The 20,835-nt window shown below is 71.2% G+C and carries 20 protein-coding genes; 6 read left to right on the top strand and 14 right to left on the bottom strand.

The annotated features are described in order from the left end of the window. Positions 1 to 1,380, top strand: a complete 1,380-nt coding sequence (locus BMZ92_RS22075; RefSeq protein WP_091510778.1) for a class-II fumarase/aspartase family protein — start codon at positions 1 to 3, stop codon at positions 1,378 to 1,380. Here BMZ92_RS22075 and BMZ92_RS22070 read toward each other — a convergent pair. Genes BMZ92_RS22070 through BMZ92_RS22055 form a run of 4 tightly spaced genes read right to left on the bottom strand, consistent with a single transcriptional unit; the run spans position 1,352 to position 7,096 of the window. Continuing rightward, positions 1,352 to 2,929: a DHA2 family efflux MFS transporter permease subunit gene (locus BMZ92_RS22070; protein WP_091510775.1), complete on the bottom strand. Its 1,578-nt coding sequence runs from the start codon at positions 2,927 to 2,929 to the stop codon at positions 1,352 to 1,354. The two genes, BMZ92_RS22075 and BMZ92_RS22070, sit on opposite strands and share 29 nt — an antisense overlap. Continuing rightward, positions 2,926 to 5,283 carry a phthiocerol/phthiodiolone dimycocerosyl transferase family protein gene (locus BMZ92_RS36950; RefSeq protein WP_143249917.1) on the bottom strand — a complete coding sequence of 786 codons (2,358 nt, stop codon included), beginning with the start codon at positions 5,281 to 5,283 and terminating at the stop codon, positions 2,926 to 2,928. The genes BMZ92_RS22070 and BMZ92_RS36950 overlap by 4 nt, the downstream gene beginning before the upstream one ends. Further along, a complete protein-coding gene (locus tag BMZ92_RS22060) occupies positions 5,280 to 6,290 on the bottom strand; it encodes a 3-oxoacyl-ACP synthase III family protein (protein WP_091510773.1) in 1,011 nt (336 codons plus the stop codon). Before BMZ92_RS22060 ends, BMZ92_RS36950 begins: the two co-directional genes overlap by 4 nt. Positions 6,291 to 6,334: 44 nt before the next feature. Continuing rightward, a complete protein-coding gene (locus BMZ92_RS22055) occupies positions 6,335 to 7,096 on the bottom strand; it encodes an SDR family NAD(P)-dependent oxidoreductase (RefSeq protein ID WP_091510771.1) in 762 nt (253 codons plus the stop codon). Positions 7,097 to 7,384: 288 nt separating this feature from the next. Between BMZ92_RS22055 and BMZ92_RS22050 the strand changes: the two genes are divergently transcribed. Continuing rightward, positions 7,385 to 8,377 (top strand): LacI family DNA-binding transcriptional regulator, encoded by a 993-nt coding sequence (locus BMZ92_RS22050; RefSeq protein ID WP_091510768.1) that lies wholly within the window; start codon positions 7,385 to 7,387, stop codon positions 8,375 to 8,377. A 10-nt stretch (positions 8,378 to 8,387) separates the two neighbouring features. Here BMZ92_RS22050 and BMZ92_RS22045 read toward each other — a convergent pair whose 3' ends face one another. The 3 genes from BMZ92_RS22045 to BMZ92_RS22035 all read right to left on the bottom strand — a co-directional run bounded on the left by BMZ92_RS22045 (position 8,388) and on the right by BMZ92_RS22035 (position 10,459). After that, complete coding sequence (locus BMZ92_RS22045; protein ID WP_091510767.1) at positions 8,388 to 9,044, bottom strand: LuxR C-terminal-related transcriptional regulator; 657 nt, start codon at positions 9,042 to 9,044, stop codon at positions 8,388 to 8,390. Positions 9,045 to 9,548: 504 nt separating this feature from the next. Next, positions 9,549 to 9,776: a CGNR zinc finger domain-containing protein gene (locus BMZ92_RS22040; protein ID WP_091510764.1), complete on the bottom strand. Its 228-nt coding sequence runs from the start codon at positions 9,774 to 9,776 to the stop codon at positions 9,549 to 9,551. Positions 9,777 to 10,219: 443 nt separating this feature from the next. Next, positions 10,220 to 10,459 (bottom strand): hypothetical protein, encoded by a 240-nt coding sequence (locus BMZ92_RS22035; protein WP_091510763.1) that lies wholly within the window; start codon positions 10,457 to 10,459, stop codon positions 10,220 to 10,222. Positions 10,460 to 10,570: 111 nt separating this feature from the next. On the opposite strand from BMZ92_RS22035, the gene BMZ92_RS22030 reads away from it, so the two are divergent. Beyond that, positions 10,571 to 11,314, top strand: coding sequence for an aminoglycoside 3'-phosphotransferase (locus BMZ92_RS22030; RefSeq protein ID WP_091510760.1), 744 nt, complete (start codon positions 10,571 to 10,573; stop codon positions 11,312 to 11,314). Here the strand turns inward: BMZ92_RS22030 and BMZ92_RS22025 are convergent. The 7 genes from BMZ92_RS22025 to BMZ92_RS21995 form a co-directional block, all read right to left on the bottom strand. After that, a complete protein-coding gene (locus BMZ92_RS22025; RefSeq protein WP_091510758.1) occupies positions 11,284 to 12,495 on the bottom strand; it encodes an MFS transporter in 1,212 nt (403 codons plus the stop codon). The two genes, BMZ92_RS22030 and BMZ92_RS22025, sit on opposite strands and share 31 nt — an antisense overlap. Before the next feature lie 39 nt (positions 12,496 to 12,534). Further along, on the bottom strand, positions 12,535 to 13,479 hold the full coding sequence (locus tag BMZ92_RS22020; RefSeq protein ID WP_091510757.1) for a fumarylacetoacetate hydrolase family protein: 945 nt from the start codon (positions 13,477 to 13,479) through the stop codon (positions 12,535 to 12,537). A 9-nt stretch (positions 13,480 to 13,488) separates the two neighbouring features. Beyond that, entirely contained in the window at positions 13,489 to 14,439 is a 951-nt protein-coding gene (locus BMZ92_RS22015; RefSeq protein WP_091510754.1) for a VOC family protein, read from the bottom strand. Next, positions 14,439 to 15,449, bottom strand: a complete 1,011-nt coding sequence (locus BMZ92_RS22010) for an amidohydrolase family protein (protein ID WP_245783192.1) — start codon at positions 15,447 to 15,449, stop codon at positions 14,439 to 14,441. Before BMZ92_RS22010 ends, BMZ92_RS22015 begins: the two co-directional genes overlap by 1 nt. Continuing rightward, on the bottom strand, positions 15,446 to 16,570 hold the full coding sequence (locus BMZ92_RS22005; RefSeq protein ID WP_091510752.1) for an FAD-dependent monooxygenase: 1,125 nt from the start codon (positions 16,568 to 16,570) through the stop codon (positions 15,446 to 15,448). Before BMZ92_RS22005 ends, BMZ92_RS22010 begins: the two co-directional genes overlap by 4 nt. Continuing rightward, positions 16,567 to 17,499, bottom strand: coding sequence for a fumarylacetoacetate hydrolase family protein (locus tag BMZ92_RS22000; RefSeq protein WP_091510750.1), 933 nt, complete (start codon positions 17,497 to 17,499; stop codon positions 16,567 to 16,569). Before BMZ92_RS22000 ends, BMZ92_RS22005 begins: the two co-directional genes overlap by 4 nt. A gap of 118 nt (positions 17,500 to 17,617) precedes the next feature. After that, on the bottom strand, positions 17,618 to 18,535 hold the full coding sequence (locus BMZ92_RS21995; protein ID WP_091510825.1) for a LysR family transcriptional regulator: 918 nt from the start codon (positions 18,533 to 18,535) through the stop codon (positions 17,618 to 17,620). A gap of 162 nt (positions 18,536 to 18,697) precedes the next feature. On the opposite strand from BMZ92_RS21995, the gene BMZ92_RS21990 reads away from it, so the two are divergent. The 3 genes from BMZ92_RS21990 to BMZ92_RS21980 all read left to right on the top strand — a co-directional run bounded on the left by BMZ92_RS21990 (position 18,698) and on the right by BMZ92_RS21980 (position 20,828). After that, a complete protein-coding gene (locus BMZ92_RS21990) occupies positions 18,698 to 19,627 on the top strand; it encodes an MBL fold metallo-hydrolase (protein ID WP_091510748.1) in 930 nt (309 codons plus the stop codon). A gap of 126 nt (positions 19,628 to 19,753) precedes the next feature. Continuing rightward, positions 19,754 to 20,317: a hypothetical protein gene (locus BMZ92_RS21985; protein WP_177228816.1), complete on the top strand. Its 564-nt coding sequence runs from the start codon at positions 19,754 to 19,756 to the stop codon at positions 20,315 to 20,317. 67 nt (positions 20,318 to 20,384) lie between these two features. After that, positions 20,385 to 20,828 carry an SRPBCC family protein gene (locus BMZ92_RS21980; protein WP_091510745.1) on the top strand — a complete coding sequence of 148 codons (444 nt, stop codon included), beginning with the start codon at positions 20,385 to 20,387 and terminating at the stop codon, positions 20,826 to 20,828. The last annotated feature ends 7 nt before the right edge of the window (positions 20,829 to 20,835 follow it).

Here is a 20,835-nt window from a genome sequence, read left to right as displayed (position 1 = left end):
ATGTCAGGCAGACAGCACTTCACCGGTTCCCGGGTGCCTGACCCGGGAGTCCGCGCCCTCGTCGCCACGCCGAACCGGTGGCAGCGCTGGCTCGACGTCGAGGCCGCGCTGGCACTCGCCCAGGCCGAGCTGGGGATGATCCCCGACAGCGCCGCCAGGGCGATCTCCGCCTCCGCCGATCTCCGGCGGCTCGACGTGCCGCGCATCGAGCGGCGGATGGCCGAGATGAGCCACCCGTTGATGCCGTTGATCGCCGAGCTGGCGGAAGTCGTGGGAGAGCCGGACGGCGGGTGGGTCCACTGGGGAGCCACGTCGCAGAACATCATGCAGACCGGTGACGTGCTCGTGACGCGGGACGTGCACCGGATCCTCCTGCGGTCGCTCGCCGGGTTGCTGTCGGTCGCCGCCGACCTGGCCGACCGGGGAGCCGAGGTGGTCGTGGCGGGACGCACCCACGGGCAGCACGCCGTGCCGGTGACCCTGGGGTTCAAGGTCGCGATCTGGCTCGACCAGCTCGCGCGCCACGGGACCCGGCTCCGGCGGCTGGAGGACGACCTCCTCGTGGCGATGGTGGGCGGCGCGGCCGGGACTTTCGCGTCGTACGGTGCCCGTGGGCCCGAACTCCAGGGACTGGTCGGGCGGCGGCTGGGCCTGGGCTCCATGGCCCTGCCCGCCCGCACGATCGCCGACCCGTTCACCGAGTACGTCTGCGTGCTGGGCCTGCTCGCCGCCACCGGGGCCGCGATGGCGCGGGAGGTCCGGACGCTGATGAAGCCGGAGTTCGGTGAGGTGCGGGAGGGCGCGCCGCCGGGAAGCATCGGCAGTTCCACCATGCCGCACAAGCGGAATCCCCAGCTGTGCGACCACGTCCTCACGCTGTCGGCCCGGCTCCGGGCGCTCGCCGCGCCGGCGCTCGAAGCGATGGTGCAGGACCACGAGGCCGACGGCGCGCAGTCGGCGCTGCTGGACGGCGTCGTCGCCGACGCGTCCGTGCTCGGCGGCGACCTGCTGGCCTACCTGGTCGCGCTGGTGAGCGGTCTGGAGGTCGACGAGTCCAGGATGCGGGTGAACCTCGCGCTGACCGACGGACTGATCAATTCGGAGGCGGTGATGCTGGCGCTCGGGGAAAAAGTCGGCCGCCAGCGGGCGCACGGCCTCGTCGGCGAGGCGGCCGAACGCGCGTCGGCCGGCGAGGGCCGGTTCGCCGACCTCCTCGCGCAGGATCCCCGGATCGCACCTCACCTCACTCCCGGCGAGGTCAAGGGACTGCTGGACCCGAGCCGGTACACCGGCCTGTCCGCCACCTTGGCCCGGCAGACGGCCGAACGCGCCCGGTGCGCCGCCGCCGAGCTCACGACGGAGCACGAGCCGGCGCGTTGACGGGGACGGGAACCGCTCGCGCCCGGCGCAGCACCACCACGCAGCACACCGCGCCGAGCACGAGCAGCACCGCCAGCAGTACCAGCACGGTCCGGGCCGCGTCCGCGTAGCCGAGGGCGAACACCTCGTGCAGCCGGGCCTGGAAGGGCCCGGTACCCGGCTGTGGGACGGCTCCCGCGGATCGGTGCACCTCGGTGAGGAACGCCGCACGGTCCCCCGGCGACAGACCCGCGGCGGAGGTCTCCGCGTGCCCGCGCATCCCCGCGACGAGCAGGCTGGCCAGCACGGCGCCGACGACCACCCCGCCGAGAGCCGCCCCGATCTGGCGGGACGTGCTCAGGCACCCGGCGAGCGCAGCGGTCATCCCCGGCGGGGTTCGCCGGAGCGCTTCGGTGACCAGCGGAGCCAGCAGGCACGCCATCCCGCTCCCACAACAGGCCAGCGGCAGGACGAAACCCGCGGGCCCGGCGCCGCGAGCCGCGACCAAGGCCAGGGCGACCAGGCCACCCGCGTAGACCAGAAACCCGGCCACCAGAACGGCGCGGCCACCCATGCGGGCCGACAGGCGGCCGGCCAGCGGCGCGATCACCGTGAGCACCGCCATCAGGGGCATCGTCGTCAGGCCCGCCTCGGCCGCGCTCAGCCCCAGCACGGACTGGAGGTCGAACGTGAGCACGAGCAGCAGTCCCAGCAGGACGAACTGGACGACCCCGGTCAGCACCACGAGCAGGGTGACCCCCCGGTCCGTGAACAGGGCCAGCGGCAGCAGGGGGTCGGCCTCACGGCGGTGGCGCTCCCAGAGGACGAAGGCCAGCAGCAGGACGCCCCCCGCGAGCAGGACCTCCGGAATGGTCAGCGGGCCGCCCGCGACAGCACCCCAGCGGTACCGCTCCCCCTCGATCAGACCGAACATCAGGCAGGCCAGGCCCAGGGTGACCAGAGCGGCACCGGCGGCGTCGAGCCGGCTCCTGCGACGAGCACGCACCGCGGGCAGGTACCTGCTGCCGAAGAGGATCCCGAGGACCGTGATGGGCGCGTTGACTAAGAAGATCCAGCGCCAGCCCACGTGGGTCACCAGCAGCCCGCCGACCACCGGACCCAGCACGGCCGCGAGCCCGAGCACGCTGTTGTAGAACCCCAGCGCCGTGCCTCGGCGGTTGTCCGGGAACACCGCCGCGATGATCACCAGTGGCTGCGGGGAGATCATCGCCGCGCCGACACCCTGCACAGCGCGCGCCGCGACGAGCGCGGGCACGTCCGGCGCGAGTCCGCAAAGGACGGACGCGAGCCCGAACACCCCCAGCCCGGCGAGGAACAGGGTCCGTGCGCCGAACCGGTCCGCGAGCCTGCTCATCGTGATCAGCAGTACCCCGAACACCAGCTGGTAGACGTTGTTGATCCACAGCACGCCGTCGAGCCCGGCACCGAGCCCGGCTGAGAGGTCCGGCACCGCCACGTTGACGATCGTGGTGTCCATCAGGATGGCGAATGACCCGGCGCACAGCACGATCAGCGTGCGCCAGGCCCGCCACGGCGGGTTCCCGGTCATGGCCGGACTGCCGCGCTGATGGCCCGCAGGTTGCCCAGCACGTCCCCGACCAGTTCACGCAGATCGTCCTTGGAGAAGAACGTCTCCGGATAGCGGCTGGCGAGACTGAGCCTCCCGGCGTAGGTGTAGACGCAGTGCCACGGGTAGCCGACGGTCCGGTCGCTGAAGACGATGATGCGGCGTGGCAGGCTGAGCCCCGGCAGGTCCGGGAAGGCCGGCCTGGCGCCGATGTTCGTGATCAGGACCTTCGCCACGTGCTGTTCGAGCGGACCGTCGACGGGGCGGGTCGGGTCGGTGGCGAAGAGCTCGCCGGATCTCAGTGCCGCGACTGCCGAGGTCAGCTGGCCCTTGACCGTCGCGCCGACCTGGACCATGTCGGACTCCGGGGCCACCTCGACCTCGGCGCGGTGCAGGCCGAGCAGGTTGGTCGTGTCGGTCGCCGAGGCGGGCGGCGGAGTCACCTGTGCCCGGACGTTGACCCGGCTCAGGCACGCCATCCTCGCGGGCCCCGGGGTGGCCGAGCGGCGGCGCAGGCTTGTGAGCACGGCGCCGCAGACGAGCGCGTGCACGGAAGTGCCCAGCGCACGGGCGGCCCGCACCAGCCGGGCCGTGTCCTGCTCGTCGAGCTGGCTCGTCAGTTGCACGGCTCGGTGGTCCAACGGCGCGAAGATCGGCGGGGCGGGCCGGAAGCCCGCTCGTTCGGCCAGGAGCGCGGCGGGCGAACGCGGCAGGGGTTTCGGCGTGATCCGGGGCGTCCGGCCGCCGACCAGCTCGGCGTAGAACGTCCACAGATCGGTGAGCATCTCCTCCGTGGCCGCGTTGTCCGCGACGGCGTGGTCGACGCACAGCACCACGAAACCGGCTGCCGGGCCGCGGACGAGCCGGAGCTCCGAGACCGCGGACGCCGGATCCCAGTCACGGCGCGCCATCGCCCGCAGCGTGGTCTCGTCACCGTCTTCCACGACCAGCGCGGGCGAACTCTCCTCCGGCACCGTCAGCAGATGCCCGTGGCGGTCTTCGACGACCCGGCCGCGCAGGACGGGATAGCGGCGGCAGAGCACCTCGAAGGCCCGCGCCAGCGCCTCCTCGTCGACGGAGCCCGTATAGGCGAAGGTCTGGGCGGCCACCCGGTTGAGCAGCGGCACTTCCGTCACGTCGAGGCGGCGCTCGAGCACCGCCTCGCGATGGCGATCCAGCGCGGCCACCGGCCGGCGATTCGCCTCCGCCGCCGCGTGGATCGTCTCCGCGTAGGCGTCGAGCATCCTGTTCCGGTCGAATCTCGCACGCTCGGGCCGGATCGGACCGCCGGCGCGCTGCGCCACGGCGTCGGACCACGCGGCGGCGATCGCATACGGTTCCGCGGGAGTGACCAGTCCGTGGCCCGAGACGATCGCGGCGCTGTCGCCGACGTCGGTCGTCACCGGCACCGCACCGCACAACATGCCCTCGATCAGGCACAGCGGGGCCGCTTCACCGTAGGCGGACGTCAAGGCCACCACATCGGCGGCGGAGTAAACCTTCGCCATGTCGTTCCGCACCCCGAGCAGGTGTACCCGGTCGCCGGCGTCCGGCAGCAGACCGGCCAGTTCGGCGTTGCCGGACCGCATGCCGGCACCGCACAACAGGACGTGCGCGTCCGGTTCCTTCTCCAGGTACAGCTGCGCCGCCTCGAGGAACAACGGAACGTTCTTCATCCTGTCGTAGCGGGCCGCCATCACGATCACGGGAGCGGACCGTCTGATACCGAGCGCGCGCCGTAGGTCGGTTCTCGCCGTCGCGTCGTGGCGGAAGCGGCCGGTGTCCACACCGTTGGGAATCACCTTCAGGATCTCGCTCGGGATTCCGGCCCTGGCATAGGCTTCGCTCGTGGTGTGGGCGCAGCAGACTGCCGTGGTCACGTATCCGGCCTCGATGCCCGCCTTGAGCACGGCCAGGCTGCGGCCCTGGTGCTCCGGGTCCGTCCGGTGCAGGCACACCACCACCGGGCGCCGGGGAATTCGCGCGTACCCGAGAAGCCTCAGCGGCTGCTCTTTGAGCGACAGGACCACGTCCGCGCCACCGACCAGCCCGGCGGCCATCGCCACCTCGCTCTCAGTCGGCTCCCGGAACGGCTCGTCGCCCGTCCGGTCGAAGGCGTGCACCGCCACCCCGGCCGAGACCAGCCGGCGGTAGCACGCGTCGCTCGTCATCGGCTGACGGGAAGCCTCACGGGAGACCTCGCTGTGCAGGCTCAACACCGAATGGTCCTGGTGCGGCCCGTGCAGGCCGGCTACGAGGTCCGTGTGCAGGATCCTGGCTCCGCCGTGGAAGAAGCCCTCGTACAGGGACAGGACGCGCAGCGGCTGGGTGCTCATCGGCCGGCCTCGCTTCCGGCCGTCCCGCTCCACCGCAAGGCGACACCGCCCCAGGTCATCCCGCCGCCGAACGCCACCAGGAACACCGTCGAGCCCGGGCTCAGCCTGCCGTTCTGCACGGCGTCGTCCAAGGTGAGCGGGATGGAAGCCGCCCCGGTGTTGCCGAACCTCGCCACGGTCAGGTGCATGGTGCCGGGGTGCAGCTCCAGGCCCGCGGCGAGATCGGCGAGCATCACGCCGTTGGCCTGATGCGGTACGAGGAGATCGATGTCGCTGGGACGCAACCCGGTCGCGTCGAGCAGGTCCGAGACCACCGCGGGCATCATCTTCGCGGCCAGGCGGCGGACGTCACCGCCGTGCATCGTGAAGAAGTGCCGCCCGCGCGCCACGGTGTCGGCACTCGCGGGTTCCCGGCTGCCGCCGGCGGGGATCTTCACCAGGTCCGCGGTCGATCCGTCGGAGGACAACGTGGTCGCGAGCACAGCGCCCGCATCGGGCGTCTTTCGCAGCACGACCGCACCCGCGCCGTCGCCGAAGAGCACGGCGGTGCGCCGGTCCGAGTAGTCCAGAACACGCGAATAGGTGTCCGCGCCTATGACGAGCGCGGTCGTCCGCGCGGGATCCGCCAGGAGCATCGCGTGGGCGACCACGAAGGCGTAGACGAAGCCACTGCAGACGGCGTCGACGTCGAACGCGGCGGCACGGGTGGCGCCCAGCAGCGCTTGCACGTGACAGGCCGTGGCGGGCATCGGCTGGTCAGGAGTCGAGGTGGCCAGCACGAGGAGGTCGACGTCGGCAGCGTCGAGCCGGGCCGCGGCCAGCGCCCGGCTCGCGGCCAGCGCAGCCAGGTCGGAGGTGGCCTCCCCGGGCGCGGCCACCCGCCGTTCGCGGATGCCGGTCTTGTCCGTGATCCACTGCGGGACCACGCCCACCCGGGACGCGAGCTCGGTGTTACCCAGCACCGTTTCCGGAACGTGGGAACCGGTTCCCGAAATCGTGACAGTCATTTTGACGGCGCCTTCCTTCGGATGACGGAAAAGAGCGGAAAGTTCTATCGGGAGGGCATTCGGACGGCACCGTCCAGGCGAATGACCTCGCCGTTGAGCATGGGGTTTTCCACGACATGCGCGACGAGTGCGGCGAACTCCTCGGGGCGCCCCAGGCGGCCGGGATGGGGGCTGTGCGCGGCGAGCGCGCGGCGGCTGCCCTCAGGGAGCGCCTTGATCATCGGGGTGTCGAACACGCCCGGCGCGATGGTGTTCACCCTGATCGCGTGCGCCGCCAGTTCGCGCGCCAGCGGCAGGGTCATGGCGGCAACACCGGCTTTCGATGCACCGTATGCCGCCTGCCCCACCTGGCCGTCGTACGCGGCGATCGACGCCGTGCACACGATCACGCCACGTTCCTCACCGACGCACGGGACAGCCGCGATGCGCTCAGCGGCGAGGCGAACCACGTTGAACGTCCCGATGAGGTTGGTACGGACCGTCTCCGCGAAGTCCTCCAGCGAGGCCGGCCCGCGACGGCCAAGCACACGCGCTGAACCGAGAACACCCGCGCACGTCACCACTGTCCGCAGTGGACCGAGATCGGCGGCAACCTCGAGTGCCTGCGCCACCTGGGTTTCGTCGGTGACGTCCGCGGCCGCGAACACCACCCGATCGCCGAAACCGTCCGCGACGACCTTCCCGTTCGACGACGGCCGTCCCACGAGAACCACCGTGGCACCCGCGTGGTGGAACCGCCGCACCGTGGCCAGGCCGAGCCCCGAACTTCCCCCGGTCACGAGCACGACACTATTCGCAATTTCCATACCAATGCCCCCAGGCCGCGCGCGAGCGCGTTTCGACGTATGAGGAAAAAAGGAATGGCACGACCGTGTGCCGGAAGCGGAGCGGCAGCCGATTGGCCGTCCGGGCGAACGATTCAATGCTACGTTCAGCGCCGGCACCTGTCGTCGGCCCTCGTGACGAATTTGCCGTCCACCTGAAGGAGGAGCACTCCAGGCCCTCGCTCCATCCGGCGGCGGGCGCCGGATCATTGGCATGTGGGATGCCGTCAGCTAGGCTTCGGATCGAAGCACTTCGAGACGCGAGGCGGGATGAGGACGACCATCTACGATGTGGCGCTGCACGCCGGCGTGAGCATCTCCACGGTGTCCCTGGCACTCAACTCGCCCAACCGCGTCAAGCCCGCGACGCTGCAACGCATCCTCGCGGCCGCCGACGAGCTCCAGTACGTGCCGAAGGCCGAGGCCGTCGTCCGCGCCCGACGGGGCGTCCGGCGAATCGGTGTGATGGCGCCGTTCACGTCGTACCCGTCCTTCAGCCGGCGGCTCAACGGGGTCATCAAGGCACTACGCGACGACGCGTGGGAGATCGTGCTTTACGACCAGGAGTCGGCCGCGTTCACCCTGCCGAGCCTCGCGAGCATCCCGCTGACCAACAAGCTCGACGGCCTGATCGTCATGGCACTGCCAATCGACGACCCCAGCGCGGACCGCATCCTGCGCCAAAAGCTCGCCACCGTGCTGGTCGAGGTGCAGCGCCCCGGGTTCAGCAGCGTCACGATCGACGATGCCGCCGGCGGCAGGCTCGCTGCGCGCCTGTTGCTGGAACGTGGGCACACGCGGTTCGGCTTCATCGGCGAACAGAAGGAGACCGCGGACGTCACCCTGCCCGCGGAATCGAGGCTCGAGGCGTACGGGCAGACTCTGGCGGCGGCCGGGCACCCGCTCTCCCCCGACCGGGTCCTCGCGGTTCCGCACGCCATGCAGCCGGCCCGCGAGGCCGCCCACGTGCTGCTCGGCTCGCCCGAACCTCCGACCGCGATCTTCACCCACGACGACGTGCTGGCCGGTGGTGTGCTCAAGGCCGCCCGTGAACGGGGGTTGCGCGTACCCCAGGACCTGGCGGTGATCGGATTCGACGACGCCGAGATCGCCGAACACCTGGGCCTGACGACGATACGGCAGCCGCTCGAGGAATCCGGCGAGATCGCGGCCGAGACCCTCGTCAAGCAGTTGACCATCCCGGATCCCACGCTGCGTCACGTCACGCTGAACCTCACGCTCGTCGAGCGGGAAACCGCCTGAGGAAGTGCCTTCAGACGACGTTCGACTCGTGCGCGAACCGGGCGAGCTGAGTGCGGTCGCGCAGGTCGAGCTTGCGGAGGATGCGGGAGATGTGGGTCTTGACGGTCGACTCGGCCACGCTGAGCTCGTTCGCGAGCTCGGAGTTCGACAAGCCGAGCGCCACCAGGCGTAGCACCATGCGCTCGCGGCTGCTCAACAGCAAAGCCTGCGGCGCCGGCCCGGCCCGGTCGACCGTGCCCTCCCGGTAGTGACTCAGAAAGCTGGTGGCGAATTGCGGTGAGAGCCATGCCTGATTTCTGGAGAGGGTGACGATGGCCTCCACGATCCGATGGGGGCCGTCGTCTTCGGTCACATAACCGTCAACTCCACGACGGACGGCGAGCCCGACGTCCAGCTGCTCGGCGTTCGCCGTCATCAGGAGAATTCTCGGGGTACCGTTCGTGATCATTCCGGCGATACCCTCTTTGAGAATTTCCTCAGTGCGTTCCGAAGCTTTGCAGTAGCGCAGGACGACAGCGGGGTGCCGACTTTCCAGCAGTTCGGCCATGTCTTCACCCTGGTCGTCAGCGTGCCCCACGACCTCCACCTCGCCGTATTCGCCGAGCACCAGCACCAATCCGTGCCGGATCACTGGCGAACCGCCAACGATCATCGTGCGAACAGGCATCGCGCACCCCGCACTGACGGCCCCACCACGCGACCTCGCGAGAGACCGCCGACGGCGGCTGTCGACGGCACAGGCGGTCGTAGCCGAAACTTTTCCCCCATGCTCCCTCACCAGAGTCGCGTCGATGTCTTTCCAAGATCGACGCTGACCCCGGCCGAACCACGCCGGTACGGCGAGTCCGGCACTCGAAGCTAGCAGCCAGCCGGACGTTCGTACTGTACTGGAGGCGCACATTTTTATCCAGAACGCGCACGAGTAATCCGCCCGCTGGCGCGGAGACACGTTCCATGAAGCGGAATATCAGTTCTGCGGGAATTGATCAAAACGTAGACCGCGTAATCCTCGAGATGAGCTGCAAACGGTCAAAGCGCCACTGAGCCCGCAGTTCACCGGATGCGCGTGCGACACCGGCCTGACCCGGCAGGTTTCCTCCAGCGCGCCCGAGCATCCGCGGGCCGACCAACGGACCGGGGTCTCCCTGGACGGCGGCGGGCCGCCCACGGTTCAGCCTTTCCTTGCCGCGGCGCTGCGCCTGCTGTTCTCCCGCCAAGTCCCACAGGCGCTCATGCTGCACCAGCGACGCGGTCCGTTCTTGCTGGTGTCGCAGAACAGCCATCCGCAGCCTGCCGTCGTGGCCGAGGCATTTCTTTGATCCGGCTGCAGTCCGCGCCGACCGCGGCTTCCGCCGCGGAGCAGGCCCGCCCGGTTCGCTCCGTTGGTCCCCGCGTTCACGGACCATTCGACCCGCCGATGTGCTCCAGCTGTTCAGGCATCGTGGTCCTCCCGAGCCCTGGTGGCGGCGGTGCGCGGCTCGGCCGCGGGCCCGGGGTTGACGTTCGAGGTCACCCGGGTGCCGGAGGCCATCGGTGCCATGCGCCACCGCACCTCCATCAGCAACCCGAAGAAGCGGTGACCAGCGCGGTGGGTGACCCAGCCGTCGGGGCGCTCCCCCTCGGACGCTGTATTCCGCCGGGGGCCGAGGGTGAGGAACGTGGTGACGGGGCCGCTGACGTCGTGTCGCCCGCCACGGGGAGCGGGTCTTCCCGCAATGCGGCGGGAACGGACGCCGGCGCCGCGACAGTGCTGTGCTGTGGCTCATGAGCCGGGTGGCCGCCCGCAGTGGCTGCGGAAAACGGGCGACTTCCGGGGCGCGGGTGAGCAGTTGCGCAGGTGGGTCACAGCGCCTGCACCGCTTCGCCGAATTTCCTGGCGCGCAGGGCGGTGCCGCAAATGAGGCTGGGCTTCAGCCTGAGCTTGGTGACGTCGTAGTCGATCGCGTCGGCGATGGCGGCGGAGTGGGTGGCACCGATGATCGGGTGGGGCAGCTTGGTGTCCAGCGCCCTCGCGCAGAGGGTGAGCAGCAAGGTTTCGCAGAGCAGGTCCAGGTCCAGGCGCACGAGCTTGCGCTGGACCACCTTCTGCGGAGCACTCGGGCGGGTCGCAGCACGTCGACCCCGGGGAACCCCGGTATCCAGAGGAGCGGAAATCGTTCGCCGCCCGCCGGCGGCCGCGGCGAGAATGAGCGGATGATCGCCGCCGCGCCCCGGGGACCTGTCGAGACACCGCGGATCGTTGCCGAGCTCGCCGCGGGACGGCCGGCGAAAGCCGTGTGGGAGAACGAACTCGGCGGGCTGACCTTCCAGATCGGCTCGGGTGGCACGCGGCAGTTCGTGAAGTGGACTCCGGCGGGCAGCGGTATCGACCTCGCGGCCGAGGCGGTGCGCCTGCGCTGGGCCGCCGAATTCACCACGGTGCCCCACGTACTCGGCGAAGGCGCGGACGAAACCGGGTCCTGGATCGTCACGCACGGCCTGACCGGGCGCAGCGCGGTGGACGACCACTGGAAACGCGACCCCGCCACCGCCGTGCGCGCGATCGGCGCGGGCCTCCGGGCGCTGCACGACACCCTGCCCGTCGCCGGCTGCCCGTTCGACTGGTCGGCCGAGGCGCGGCTGGAGAACGCGCGGACCCGAGCGGCGGCGCACCTCGACGTGCTCGCCGACATCCCGCCCGTCGACCGGCTCGTGGTCTGCCACGGCGACGCCTGCGCGCCCAACACCCTGATCGGTGACGACGGGCGGTGCACCGGGCACGTCGATCTCGGCGCGCTCGGTGTCGGCGACCGCTGGGCCGACCTCGCTGTCGCGACCTGGAGTACACAGTGGAACTACGGTCCGGGCTGGGAGGAACCGCTGCTGCGGGCCTACGGGGTCGAGCCCGACCCGGACCGGACCAGCTACTACCGGCTGCTGTGGGAAGTGGCGGACTGAGGCACCTGCTCGCCGCGGGGCTGGGGCTTGCGGAACACCAGCAACAGCACGGCGCCCACTACGACCGACAGCACCCCGAGCGCGCCGATCCCGCCCTGCAGACCACCGGTGAACACGGCCAGCCCCGCCACGACCAGCGGCGAGAGGAACTGGCCGACGTACGCCGTGCCCGTCCAGAGCCCCGTTCCCCGGCCGCGCTGGGGGAAGTCGACGTTGTCCAGCACCCAGGACACGAGCGTCGGGAAGAGCAGACCGCTCGCGAAGCCGGTGACGACGGCTCCGACCATCACCACGGCGACGTTCGACGTGGCGAACACGACCACGAGCCCGAGCCCCGAGATCGCGAACTCCACGGGCAGCAGCGTTCGCCTGCCCAGCTTCGCGAGCCGCCCGTAGAGCGCCGCGCCGACGGCGATCGCGACGGCGAGGACGCCGGTCAGCAGGCCCGTGGTCGCGGGGGACGTGATCCCGATCGAAGTGAGCACTGTGGACAGTTGCACGATCAGCACGTAGAAGACGACACCGCCGAAGAGCGTGACCCCGCACGGCGCGGCGAGCGCGCGCCACGGCACACCGGCCGGGCGCGGATCCGCCGCTGCCGTGGATCGCCGGGGCGACCACAGCAGCCACGTCATCGGGACGACGAGCACCAGCGCGATCGCGTAGACCCAGAACGGGGTGCGCCAGCCGGCGGCCCCGAGCGCACCGCCGAGCGCGATGAACGCGACCCCGCCCAAGGACGCGGTCGTCGCCTGAAGGCCGATGTAGCGATCGCGCTTCTCCTTCCAGTAGTCGCCGACCAGTGTGGTCGCCGCCGTCGTGATGCCCGCCTCGAACACCCCGACGAGCACGCGGCTGCCGATGATCGCGCCGAGGCTGTCGAGCCAGAGCGGCGCGGTGCCCGCGATGGCGTAGCCGACCATGCCCGCCTGCAGCACCCGCAGCCGGCCGAGCCGGTCGACGATCTGCCCGGCGACCGGCGCGGTCAGCCCGATGACGAGCGCGGGCACGGTCAGCACGACCGGTACCAGGACACCGGCCCCGGGCACGGCCGCGAAGTGCGCGGCCATGAGCGGGAGCACCGGTGCGATGAGGACGGCGCCCATCACGGGCAGGGAACTGGCCGCCAGCAGCAGGATCAGCTGCGGCAGCCCGGCGGTTCGGGACGTCTCGGTTTTCATGGTGACCTCACGACGTTGTGGGGACGGAACAGGACGGTTTCAGGGACGCGTGCGGGGACGGGGCCGGGCGGCCGGGATCGGGTGCGGTTCCCGCCCGGCGACGATCGTGTTGCGGAGGGTGCCGATGCCCTCGACCGCCATCGTCACGACGTCTCCCGGCTGGAGCGGGGGCAGGTCGGTCCGGCCGCGGCCCCACAGCTCGGCGAGGCAGCCGCCGTTGCCGCACGTGCCGGAGCCGAGGACGTCGCCGGGACGGACCTCGGTGCCGCGGCTGGCGTAGGCGACGAGGTCTTCGAACGGCCAGCCCATGTTGGAGAGCAGGTCACGGCCGATCTCGGTCCCGTTGACCGCCACCGTCATGGCGAGTGCGAGGAAGCCTTCGGGGTCACGGTAGGGCTCCAGTTCGTCCGCCGTGACCAGGACGGGGCCGAGCGTGGTGGCGAAGTCCTTGCCCTTGCAGGGGCCGAGCCGCACGGCCATCTCGCGGTACTGGAGGTCGCGTGCCGACCAGTCGTTGAGGATCGTGTAGCCCGCGATGTGGGCGGACGCGTCGGCTGGGGCGATGTCGGCGCCGCCCCGGCCGATGACGGCCGCCACCTCGCACTCGAAGTCGAGCCTGGCGCAGCCGGGCGGCACCGCGACGTCGTCGTGCGCGCCGACGAGCGCGTACGGGTTGGTGAAGTAGAACGTCGGTGCCTCATACCATTCGGCACCCACCCCGGCACCGGCCGCCATCCCCTCGACGTGCTCCTCGAACGCGACGAAGTCGCGCACGGTGGGCGCTTCGAGCGGCGGCAACAGCCGCAGCCCGGCCAGCGGGACGGCGTCACCGTCGGCCAGGGCACGTGCTCCGGCGTCGGCGAGCCCGCCGGTGCGGAGCAGGTCGAGCACGGTGGTCCCGGCGGGCAGGCGCAGCACGGTGTCGTCCCGCACGACCCCGCACCGCACCTGCCCGCAGGCTTCGGCGATCGTGGCGAAGCGCATCGGCCGGCCTCACACGGGCGGGGCCAGGAACAGGCCCTTGTCCGGGTCGTTGAACGACTTCCGCGCGACGAACTCGTCCATCCGGTTGGCCGTGCCCCACTGGTCGGACACCTCGGGATCGGTGAAGTCGTGCAGCCCGGGGTGCCAGGTGTCCTCGTCCAGGCGCTCCAGCTCGGTCGTGTACTCCACCGTGTTGCCCTGCGGGTCGAGGAAGTAGGAGAAGGTGTTGTTGCCCGCCTTGTGCCGTCCCGGTCCCCAGATCTTCTCCACGCCCGCCCGCAGGAGCCGTCCGGTGCCGCGCATGTACTCGTCGATCCCGCGCAGCTCGAAGCTCGCGTGGTGCAGCGAAGGGTGCGGGCAGCGGGCGATGGCGAAGCTGTGGTGCCACGGGTTGCACCGCAGGAACCACATCATGTGCCCCATGTGCGGGTGGGTGAGGATGTCCGACAGGGCGAACCCGAGGTGCCGCTCGTAGAACGCGACGGTGCCCTCGGGATCGGCGGAGTTGACCACCACGTGCGACAGCCGCACGGGGATCGACTCGCCCTCCTCGACCTTGCGGTGGGCGCGCTTCGCGACGTCCGCGGAGATCTCGATCGTGCGGCCCTCGTTGTCGAAGAACCGGAACCCGTATCCGCCACCGGGCGTCGCCACCGTGCCCGGTTCTGACACGAGCGTCACACCGTCCCGCGCGAGCCTGTCGGCGAGCGCGTCGACGTCGGCCGGGGTCGCGGCGCCGAACGCGATGAGGTCGATCCGCTTGTCCGCGGACTGGCGCAGCCGCACGACGTACTGCTCGGGCGAGCCCTCCGCGGCGAGGAAGGACAGCCCGGAGTCCGTGGCGACCTCCGTCAGCCCCCACTGTCCTTTGTAGAATTCTCGCTGGGCGGCCAGGTCGGGCACGCCGAGGTCGACGTGCCGCACGTGGGTGATCAGGCGTGGAACCGCCAGGTCCGGCATCAGGATTCCTTTCCGGGGACGAGCCCCAGTTTCTGGGCGGTACCGCCGGCGATCGCGGCGCGGTCGGCCGCGTCCAGTCCGGCGGCGTCGAGGCGGGCGACCGGATCGGGCACCCCCATGTCGAAGGGGTGGTCGGACCCGAGCACGACCCGGTCGGCGCCGACGGCGGCGACCAGTGCGCGCAGTGCCTGCGGCGTGTGCACGAGGGAGTCGAACCAGATCCGGCGCACATACGCCGACGGGGGTTCGGCGCACCGGCGGGCCTCCGGGCGCACCTGCCAGGCGTGGTCGGAGCGGCCGAGGTAGGTGGGCAGGTAGCCCCCGCCGTGTGCCGCGACCACCCGCAGGTCCGGGTGGCGGTCCAGGACCCCCGCGAAGATCAGGTGCGAGAGCGCGACGGCGTTTTCGACCGGCTGTCCGACCGTGTTGGCCAGGTAGAACCGGTCCAGCCGCTCGTCGAGCGAGCAGCCGAACGGGTGCAGGAACACCACGGCGCCGGTCTCGGCGGCGCGTGCCCAGAACGGGTCGAGCCGCTCGTCGGACAGCTCGACACCCGGGGCGAAGGAGGAGATTTCCACGCCCTTGAGGCCGAGACCCAATGCGTCGTCCAGCGCCTCCACGCACAAACCGGGGTGCTGCAAGGGAACCAGCCCGAACCCCACCAGCCGCTCGGGCGCCTGGGCGACGACGGCTGCCACGCCGCGGTTCGCCGCCCGGCAGACGGCGGTCGCGAGATCGGGGCCGGCCCAGTAGTGGTAGTGCGACGGGGACGGCGAGACGACCTGCACGTCCACGCCCGCGACGTCCATATCGGACAGTCGACGGGCCACGGTCGTCAGCGCGGGCAGGGCCGCCCTGACCATCTCCCCCGACACCGCCATCGACTCCGCACCGTGCCGCCGCAGCTCGAGCGCGCGGAGTTCCGCGAGCCCCGGCTCGTCGGCCACCAGCGCCTCCACCTCGGCGACGAGGCAATGCGCGTGCACGTCGACCACCAGCTCCGTGTTCACGGTTCCTCCACCAGCAGCGAGCGGACCCGGCCCAGCAGGCCCGGCAGGTCACCCTGCTCACCGGCCAGCAGCCACCGGCACATCTGCACCGAGCCTTCGACGACTGTGCGGGCACGGTCGAGCCGGCGGGCGGTGAACGCCGACCACAGGTCCTCGTCCAGGGTTTCGCGCGTCGTCAGCAGTTCGGCCAGCACCAGCGCGTCCTCGAGCGCCTGTGCGGCGCCCTGCGCCATCGTCGGCGGGCAGCAGTGCGCGGCGTCGCCGATGAGCACGGTGCGCCCGCGGTGCCACGGCCCGTCGAGGAAGTGCCACTCGAACCACGTGTAGTGCACCCGGGACGGGTCGGTCAGGTTCGCGCGGATGTCGTCCCACAGGCCGTGGTAGTGCTCGGCGAGCCCGCGCATGGTCGCCAGCCGCTCCTCGGCGGAGAGCCCGCTCCGGTCCTGCGCGTCCTCGACCAGGTAGGCGTAGAGCGTGTCCTCACCGGTCGGGCAGTACCCGGCGATGTAGGCCGCGCCGCCGTAGCAGAGGTCGGTACGCGTCACCGACGACGGCCGTTTCGCGAAGGCACGCCAGATCCCCATGCCCACCGCCTCGGTCCGCAACCGGACGCCCAGCGCGTCACGGGTCCAGGACCGCACGCCGTCGGCGCCCACGACGAGGTCGTAACGCGTGCGCGTGCCATCGGAGCAAGCCAGGTCCACCCCGTGGTCGTCCTGGGTGAGCAAGACGGGCCGGACGCCGGTCCGGATCTTCACCCCCAGTCCGGTGGCGCGGTCGACGAGCAGGCGCGCCAGGTCGGGGCGGTAGATCCCCACTGTGGCGGGAAGATCGGGGCCGCCGGTCCGGCTGTCCGGCACCTCCGCCAGCAGCGTGCCGTCGGGTGCGCGCAGGCCGGCCGAGTTGAAGGCGTACCCCGCCCGGCTCACCCCCTCCCACACGCCGAGGCGGCGCAGCACGCGCAAAGCGTTGCCCTGCAAGGTAACCCCCGAGCCGAGGGCGCCGACCTCCCCCGCGGTCTCGATGACGTCCACCGGCACACCGGCTTCGGCGAGGAGGATGGCGGCGCCCAGCCCCGCCATCCCGGCGCCGACGATGCCGACCGGCCCGACCGCGGTCACGGCGCGACCACCCGCGTGCGCTGCCCGCCCAGCCCGGTGATGGTGCCGGTCATGACGTCGCCGGGGCGGAGCAGGCGGCCGTGGGCGATGCCGTTGCCCGCCGGGCTGCCGGTGAGCAGCAGGTCGCCGGGGCGGAGCGGGGTCGTCCGCGACGCGGCGGCGACGAGGGCCGCGACGTCGCAGATCATGTCCTCGGTCGACTCGTCCTGCATCACCTCGCCGTTGAGCTCGAGCCGGATCCGCGGGTGTTCCGGCACGAACGCGGCCGGCACCAGGTACGGGCCGAGCGGGGTGAAACCGGGGGCGTTCTTCGCGCGGTACCAGTCCGCGCCGAGCGCCGGCATGTCCTTGCGGAACACCAGATCCCGCATCGTGAGGTCGTTGGCGATGGTGTAGCAGGCGACGTGCTCGAGCGCGCGGTCCCGCTCCACGCGGAACGCCTCGCGGCCGATCACGGCGGCCAGTTCGAGCTCCCAGTCGTGCTGCCGCGAGTACCCGGGCAGGACGACGTCGTCGTAGGGACCGGTGATGGCCGAGGGCAGCCCGATGAACAGGAACGGCTCGCTGTCGGCGGTGCGGCGTTCCATCGCCGCGACGGCTTCGGCCCGGACCTCGGACTCCGGCCGCTCCCCCGCGGCGTGCTTGACCGCGAGTTCGACGACGTGCGTGCGGTAGTTCGCACCCGCCTGGAGGATCTGGCCCGGCACGAGCGGAGCCCGGAGCTGTTCGCGCGCCAGCGGCCGCGTCGCCTCGCCGGTGAGCGTGAACAGCTTGCGCAGCACCGGATCCCAGTCCTGCAGCAGGGCGTGCACCGTCGGGGCGAGATCGGAAAGGTCGCGCCAGCGCGGGTTTTCGTCGAACCCGACGACGAGCGCGGGACGCTCGGCGCCGCCGTCGGCGACCGTGGCGAGGGCGAAAGGGGCAACCACAGGCGGTCCTTCCGTTTGCTGTGACGGCCACTACTATCTGCTCGTCCCAGCGCATCGGGGAAGCCGAAATAGCTGATGCCCCGTATAAGGCGGACCGATGCGGTTTTCCTGGCGGCCCTCAGTCCTGGCGGGCCAGGCTCCGGGTCGTCTCCACGAGGACCGACCTCAGCCACGCGTGCCCCAGGTCGCGCGTGTGCAGCGGGTGCCACCACAGCGTTTCCACCACGGGCACCACGTCCCAGGGGCACGGCAGCACCCGCAGGCCGCCCCGCGCGGCCAGGATGTCCGCGAGATGGCGCTGGACGAGCCCGAGCCGGCGCGTGCCGACGATGTACAACGGCAGCACGAGGAAACTCTCGACGACGGCCTGGACCCGGGGTTCGATGCCCAGCTGTTCCAGCTGGCGCACGGCGGACAGGAACCGCGTCGGCCCGTGGTAGGTGAGCACCCACGGCATTTCGGCGACGTCGGTCATGGTGAGGGCGTCACCGACGGCGTCGTTGTCCTCGTCGGCCACGCACACCCATTCGTCGGTGAACAGGGCGATCGAGGGGACGTCGAACACGAACCCGCGCGGCAGGATCATGCCGTCCACGCCGCGGAGCCAGTCGGCGGGATCGCCCGCGAGCGTGGCCGGGTGGGCTTCGAACCGCAGCATGACCTCCGGGGCTCGCTCCGCGAGCACCTGCGCGACCCGCGGCCCGATCACGGCCATCGCGTAGTCGGAGGCCTGCACCGTGAAGGTGCGCTGGGAGGTCGCCGGGTCGAACACGGCCTCGCTGGCGAACACGCGCTCGACCTCGTTCAGCGCGTGCGAGGTGCGGAGCCGCAGCGCCTGGGCGAGCGGGCTCAGCTCCGACGTGTTGCCCGAGCGGACCAGCAGCGGGTCGTCGAAGTGCCGCCGCAACCGGGCGAGCGCACCGGAAAGCGCGGGCTGGGACAGGCCGAGGCGCGCGGCGGCGCGGGTCACCGACCGCTCCTCCAGCAGCACGTCCAGCGACACCAGGAGGTTCAGGTCCAGGTTCGACAGCTTCATCGCGGCCCCCACATCGCTCTCGTTGATGTGGCAATCAGGGAAGTCAGCGTAACCGATGACGGCGGCCGCGCGGCCCCGTCGGCGTGGCCTATAAGCGGGACCGATATCGGGTATCCGCGGAACGCGCTTTCCCAGCGGGGCGCGGGGCGCGAAGGTGGACACATGAGTGACGACGGTGTCGGTGAACCGCGGGTCGAGGACCTGGGCGGCGGGCTCTACGCCTACGTGCAGCCCGACGGTGGCTGGATGATCAACAACACCGGCATGCTCGTCGGGCGGTCGGGGACGGTGGCCGTCGACACCTGCTCGACGGAGCGGCGGACCCGCGCCTTCGACGCCGCGATGCGTGCCGTGTCGCCGGGGCCGGTGCACACGCTCATCAACACGCACAGCCATCCCGACCACACCGCGGGCAACGGCTGGCTGCCCGGCGCGACGATCGTCGCGCACGAGGACACCAGGGCGGAGCTGCTGGCCATGGCCGCCGCACCGCCGCTGACCGGGATCTTCGAGCCGATCGACGAGGGCTCGCTGCCGCCGGCACCCCCGTTCCTGACCTACCGCGACGGCGTGACGCTGTGGGTCGACGACCTGCGCTGCGAGGTCCGGCACGTGGGCACCCCGGCCCACACCACGAACGACTCGATCATCTGGGTGCCGGAGCGGTCCGTCCTGTTCGCGGGCGACCTGCTGTTCGCGGGCGGCACGCCCTTCCTGCTCTCCGGTTCGGTCGCGGGTTCGATCGCGGTCCTGCAGGACGTGATCGCCCCGCTCGCCGCCGAGACGATCGTGCCCGGTCACGGCCCGGTGTGCGGCCCCGACGTCATCGACGACGCACTGGGGTATCTGCGTTTCGTCCAGGAGGTCGCGAAACAGGGCGTCGAGGCGGGGCTTTCCCCGCTCGAAGCCGCCCGCGAGTGCGACCTCGGCGAGTACGCCGGGTGGCTCGACAGTGAGCGCATCGTCGGCAACCTGCACCGCGCGTACGCCGAGGAGAACGGGGCCGCGCCCGGCGCCCGCATCGACATCCCGGGCGCGTTCCGCGACATGGTCACCTACAACGGCGGCCGCCCCCTGACCTGCCGGGCCTGAGGGCGCGCTTGCCCGCCGGTCGAGCCATGATCCGCACTCGGCCCGATTCAGTGATTCCACTGCAGCGGCAGGCCCGCGCGGTGCCGTAGAACGGCTCCAGTTCGCTGACCTGGACAGGAGGCCACCATGACCGAGACGATCACCCCCGATCGCACCGTGCTGACCGACAAGGTCCTCTCGCACGCCGTCTACACCGCGACCATCGACGCCCCGATCGAGAAGGTCGACATCGCGGAGTGGCTGCGCACGCTGCCGGACAAGGAGTACCAGCGCTGCGCACCGCCCGACCACAAGGCGGCGGGCTACACCGTCACCGACGACGGCAGGCCGATGTCCATCAACGTCGAGATGATCGGCACCGGCCTGGTCATCCAGCACTACGTGTACGAGATCGCCGAGAAGGACCACTGCCACATGGTGTCCCTTTCGGACGTGTTCACCCCGAAGGGCTGGACCACCACCCAGGTCATCTGGGACCTCAAGGCCGAGCGCATCGACGAGCACACCAGCAAGTACACCAACACCGTCACCAGCCACCCGACCGCCGACTTCATGCGGTTCATCGAGGCACAGGGCCAGACCTTCGAGGAGGCGGCCGCGGCCCGGCAGGCCGCGTCGGGCGACCACTGCCGCCGGGAGACACCGCTCTACGCCGCGAGCATCGCGCGGCACGCCAACCGGAACAAGTAGTCACGCCCGCGGTGAGGGGCCCGCTTCCCGGGCGGGCCCCTCACCACCCGACCCTGGAGATCCGCACATGTCCGGCTGGCCCGAGGGCATGGCCCCCGACCAGGCAACCCTGCACGCCCGCAACGAACTGACCATCCCCGCCGCTCCCGAATCCCTGTGGGACCGGCTCGTCGACGCCACCGCCTGGCCTGCCTGGTACCCCAACGCCCGCAACGTGCGTGTCCTCGGCGCCGCCGAACTCGCCGAAGGCGTCCGGTTCCGGTGGACGACCTTCGGCCTGCGAGGCACGTGCACCGTGACCACCTTCCGGCCATACCGCGAGCTCGCCTGGAGCAGCGCCTTCCTCGGCTCGCGCGCCCACCACCGCTGGCGGTTCACCGCCAACCCCGACGGCACCACCACCGTGGTCACCGAGGAAACCCAGCGCGGCCTCCTCCCCGGACTGTTCACCTCGCGCGTGCGCGCCGGGCTGCTGCACTGGCACCAACGGTGGCTCGAAGGACTCGCCTGACGCGGGA

This window comes from Amycolatopsis sacchari, from assembly GCF_900114035.1.
GTDB classification, from domain to species: Bacteria; Actinomycetota; Actinomycetes; order Mycobacteriales; family Pseudonocardiaceae; genus Amycolatopsis_E; species Amycolatopsis_E sacchari.
The sequence above is the reverse complement of the archived record's forward strand: the minus strand, read 5'-3'. Positions and strand labels throughout refer to the sequence as shown.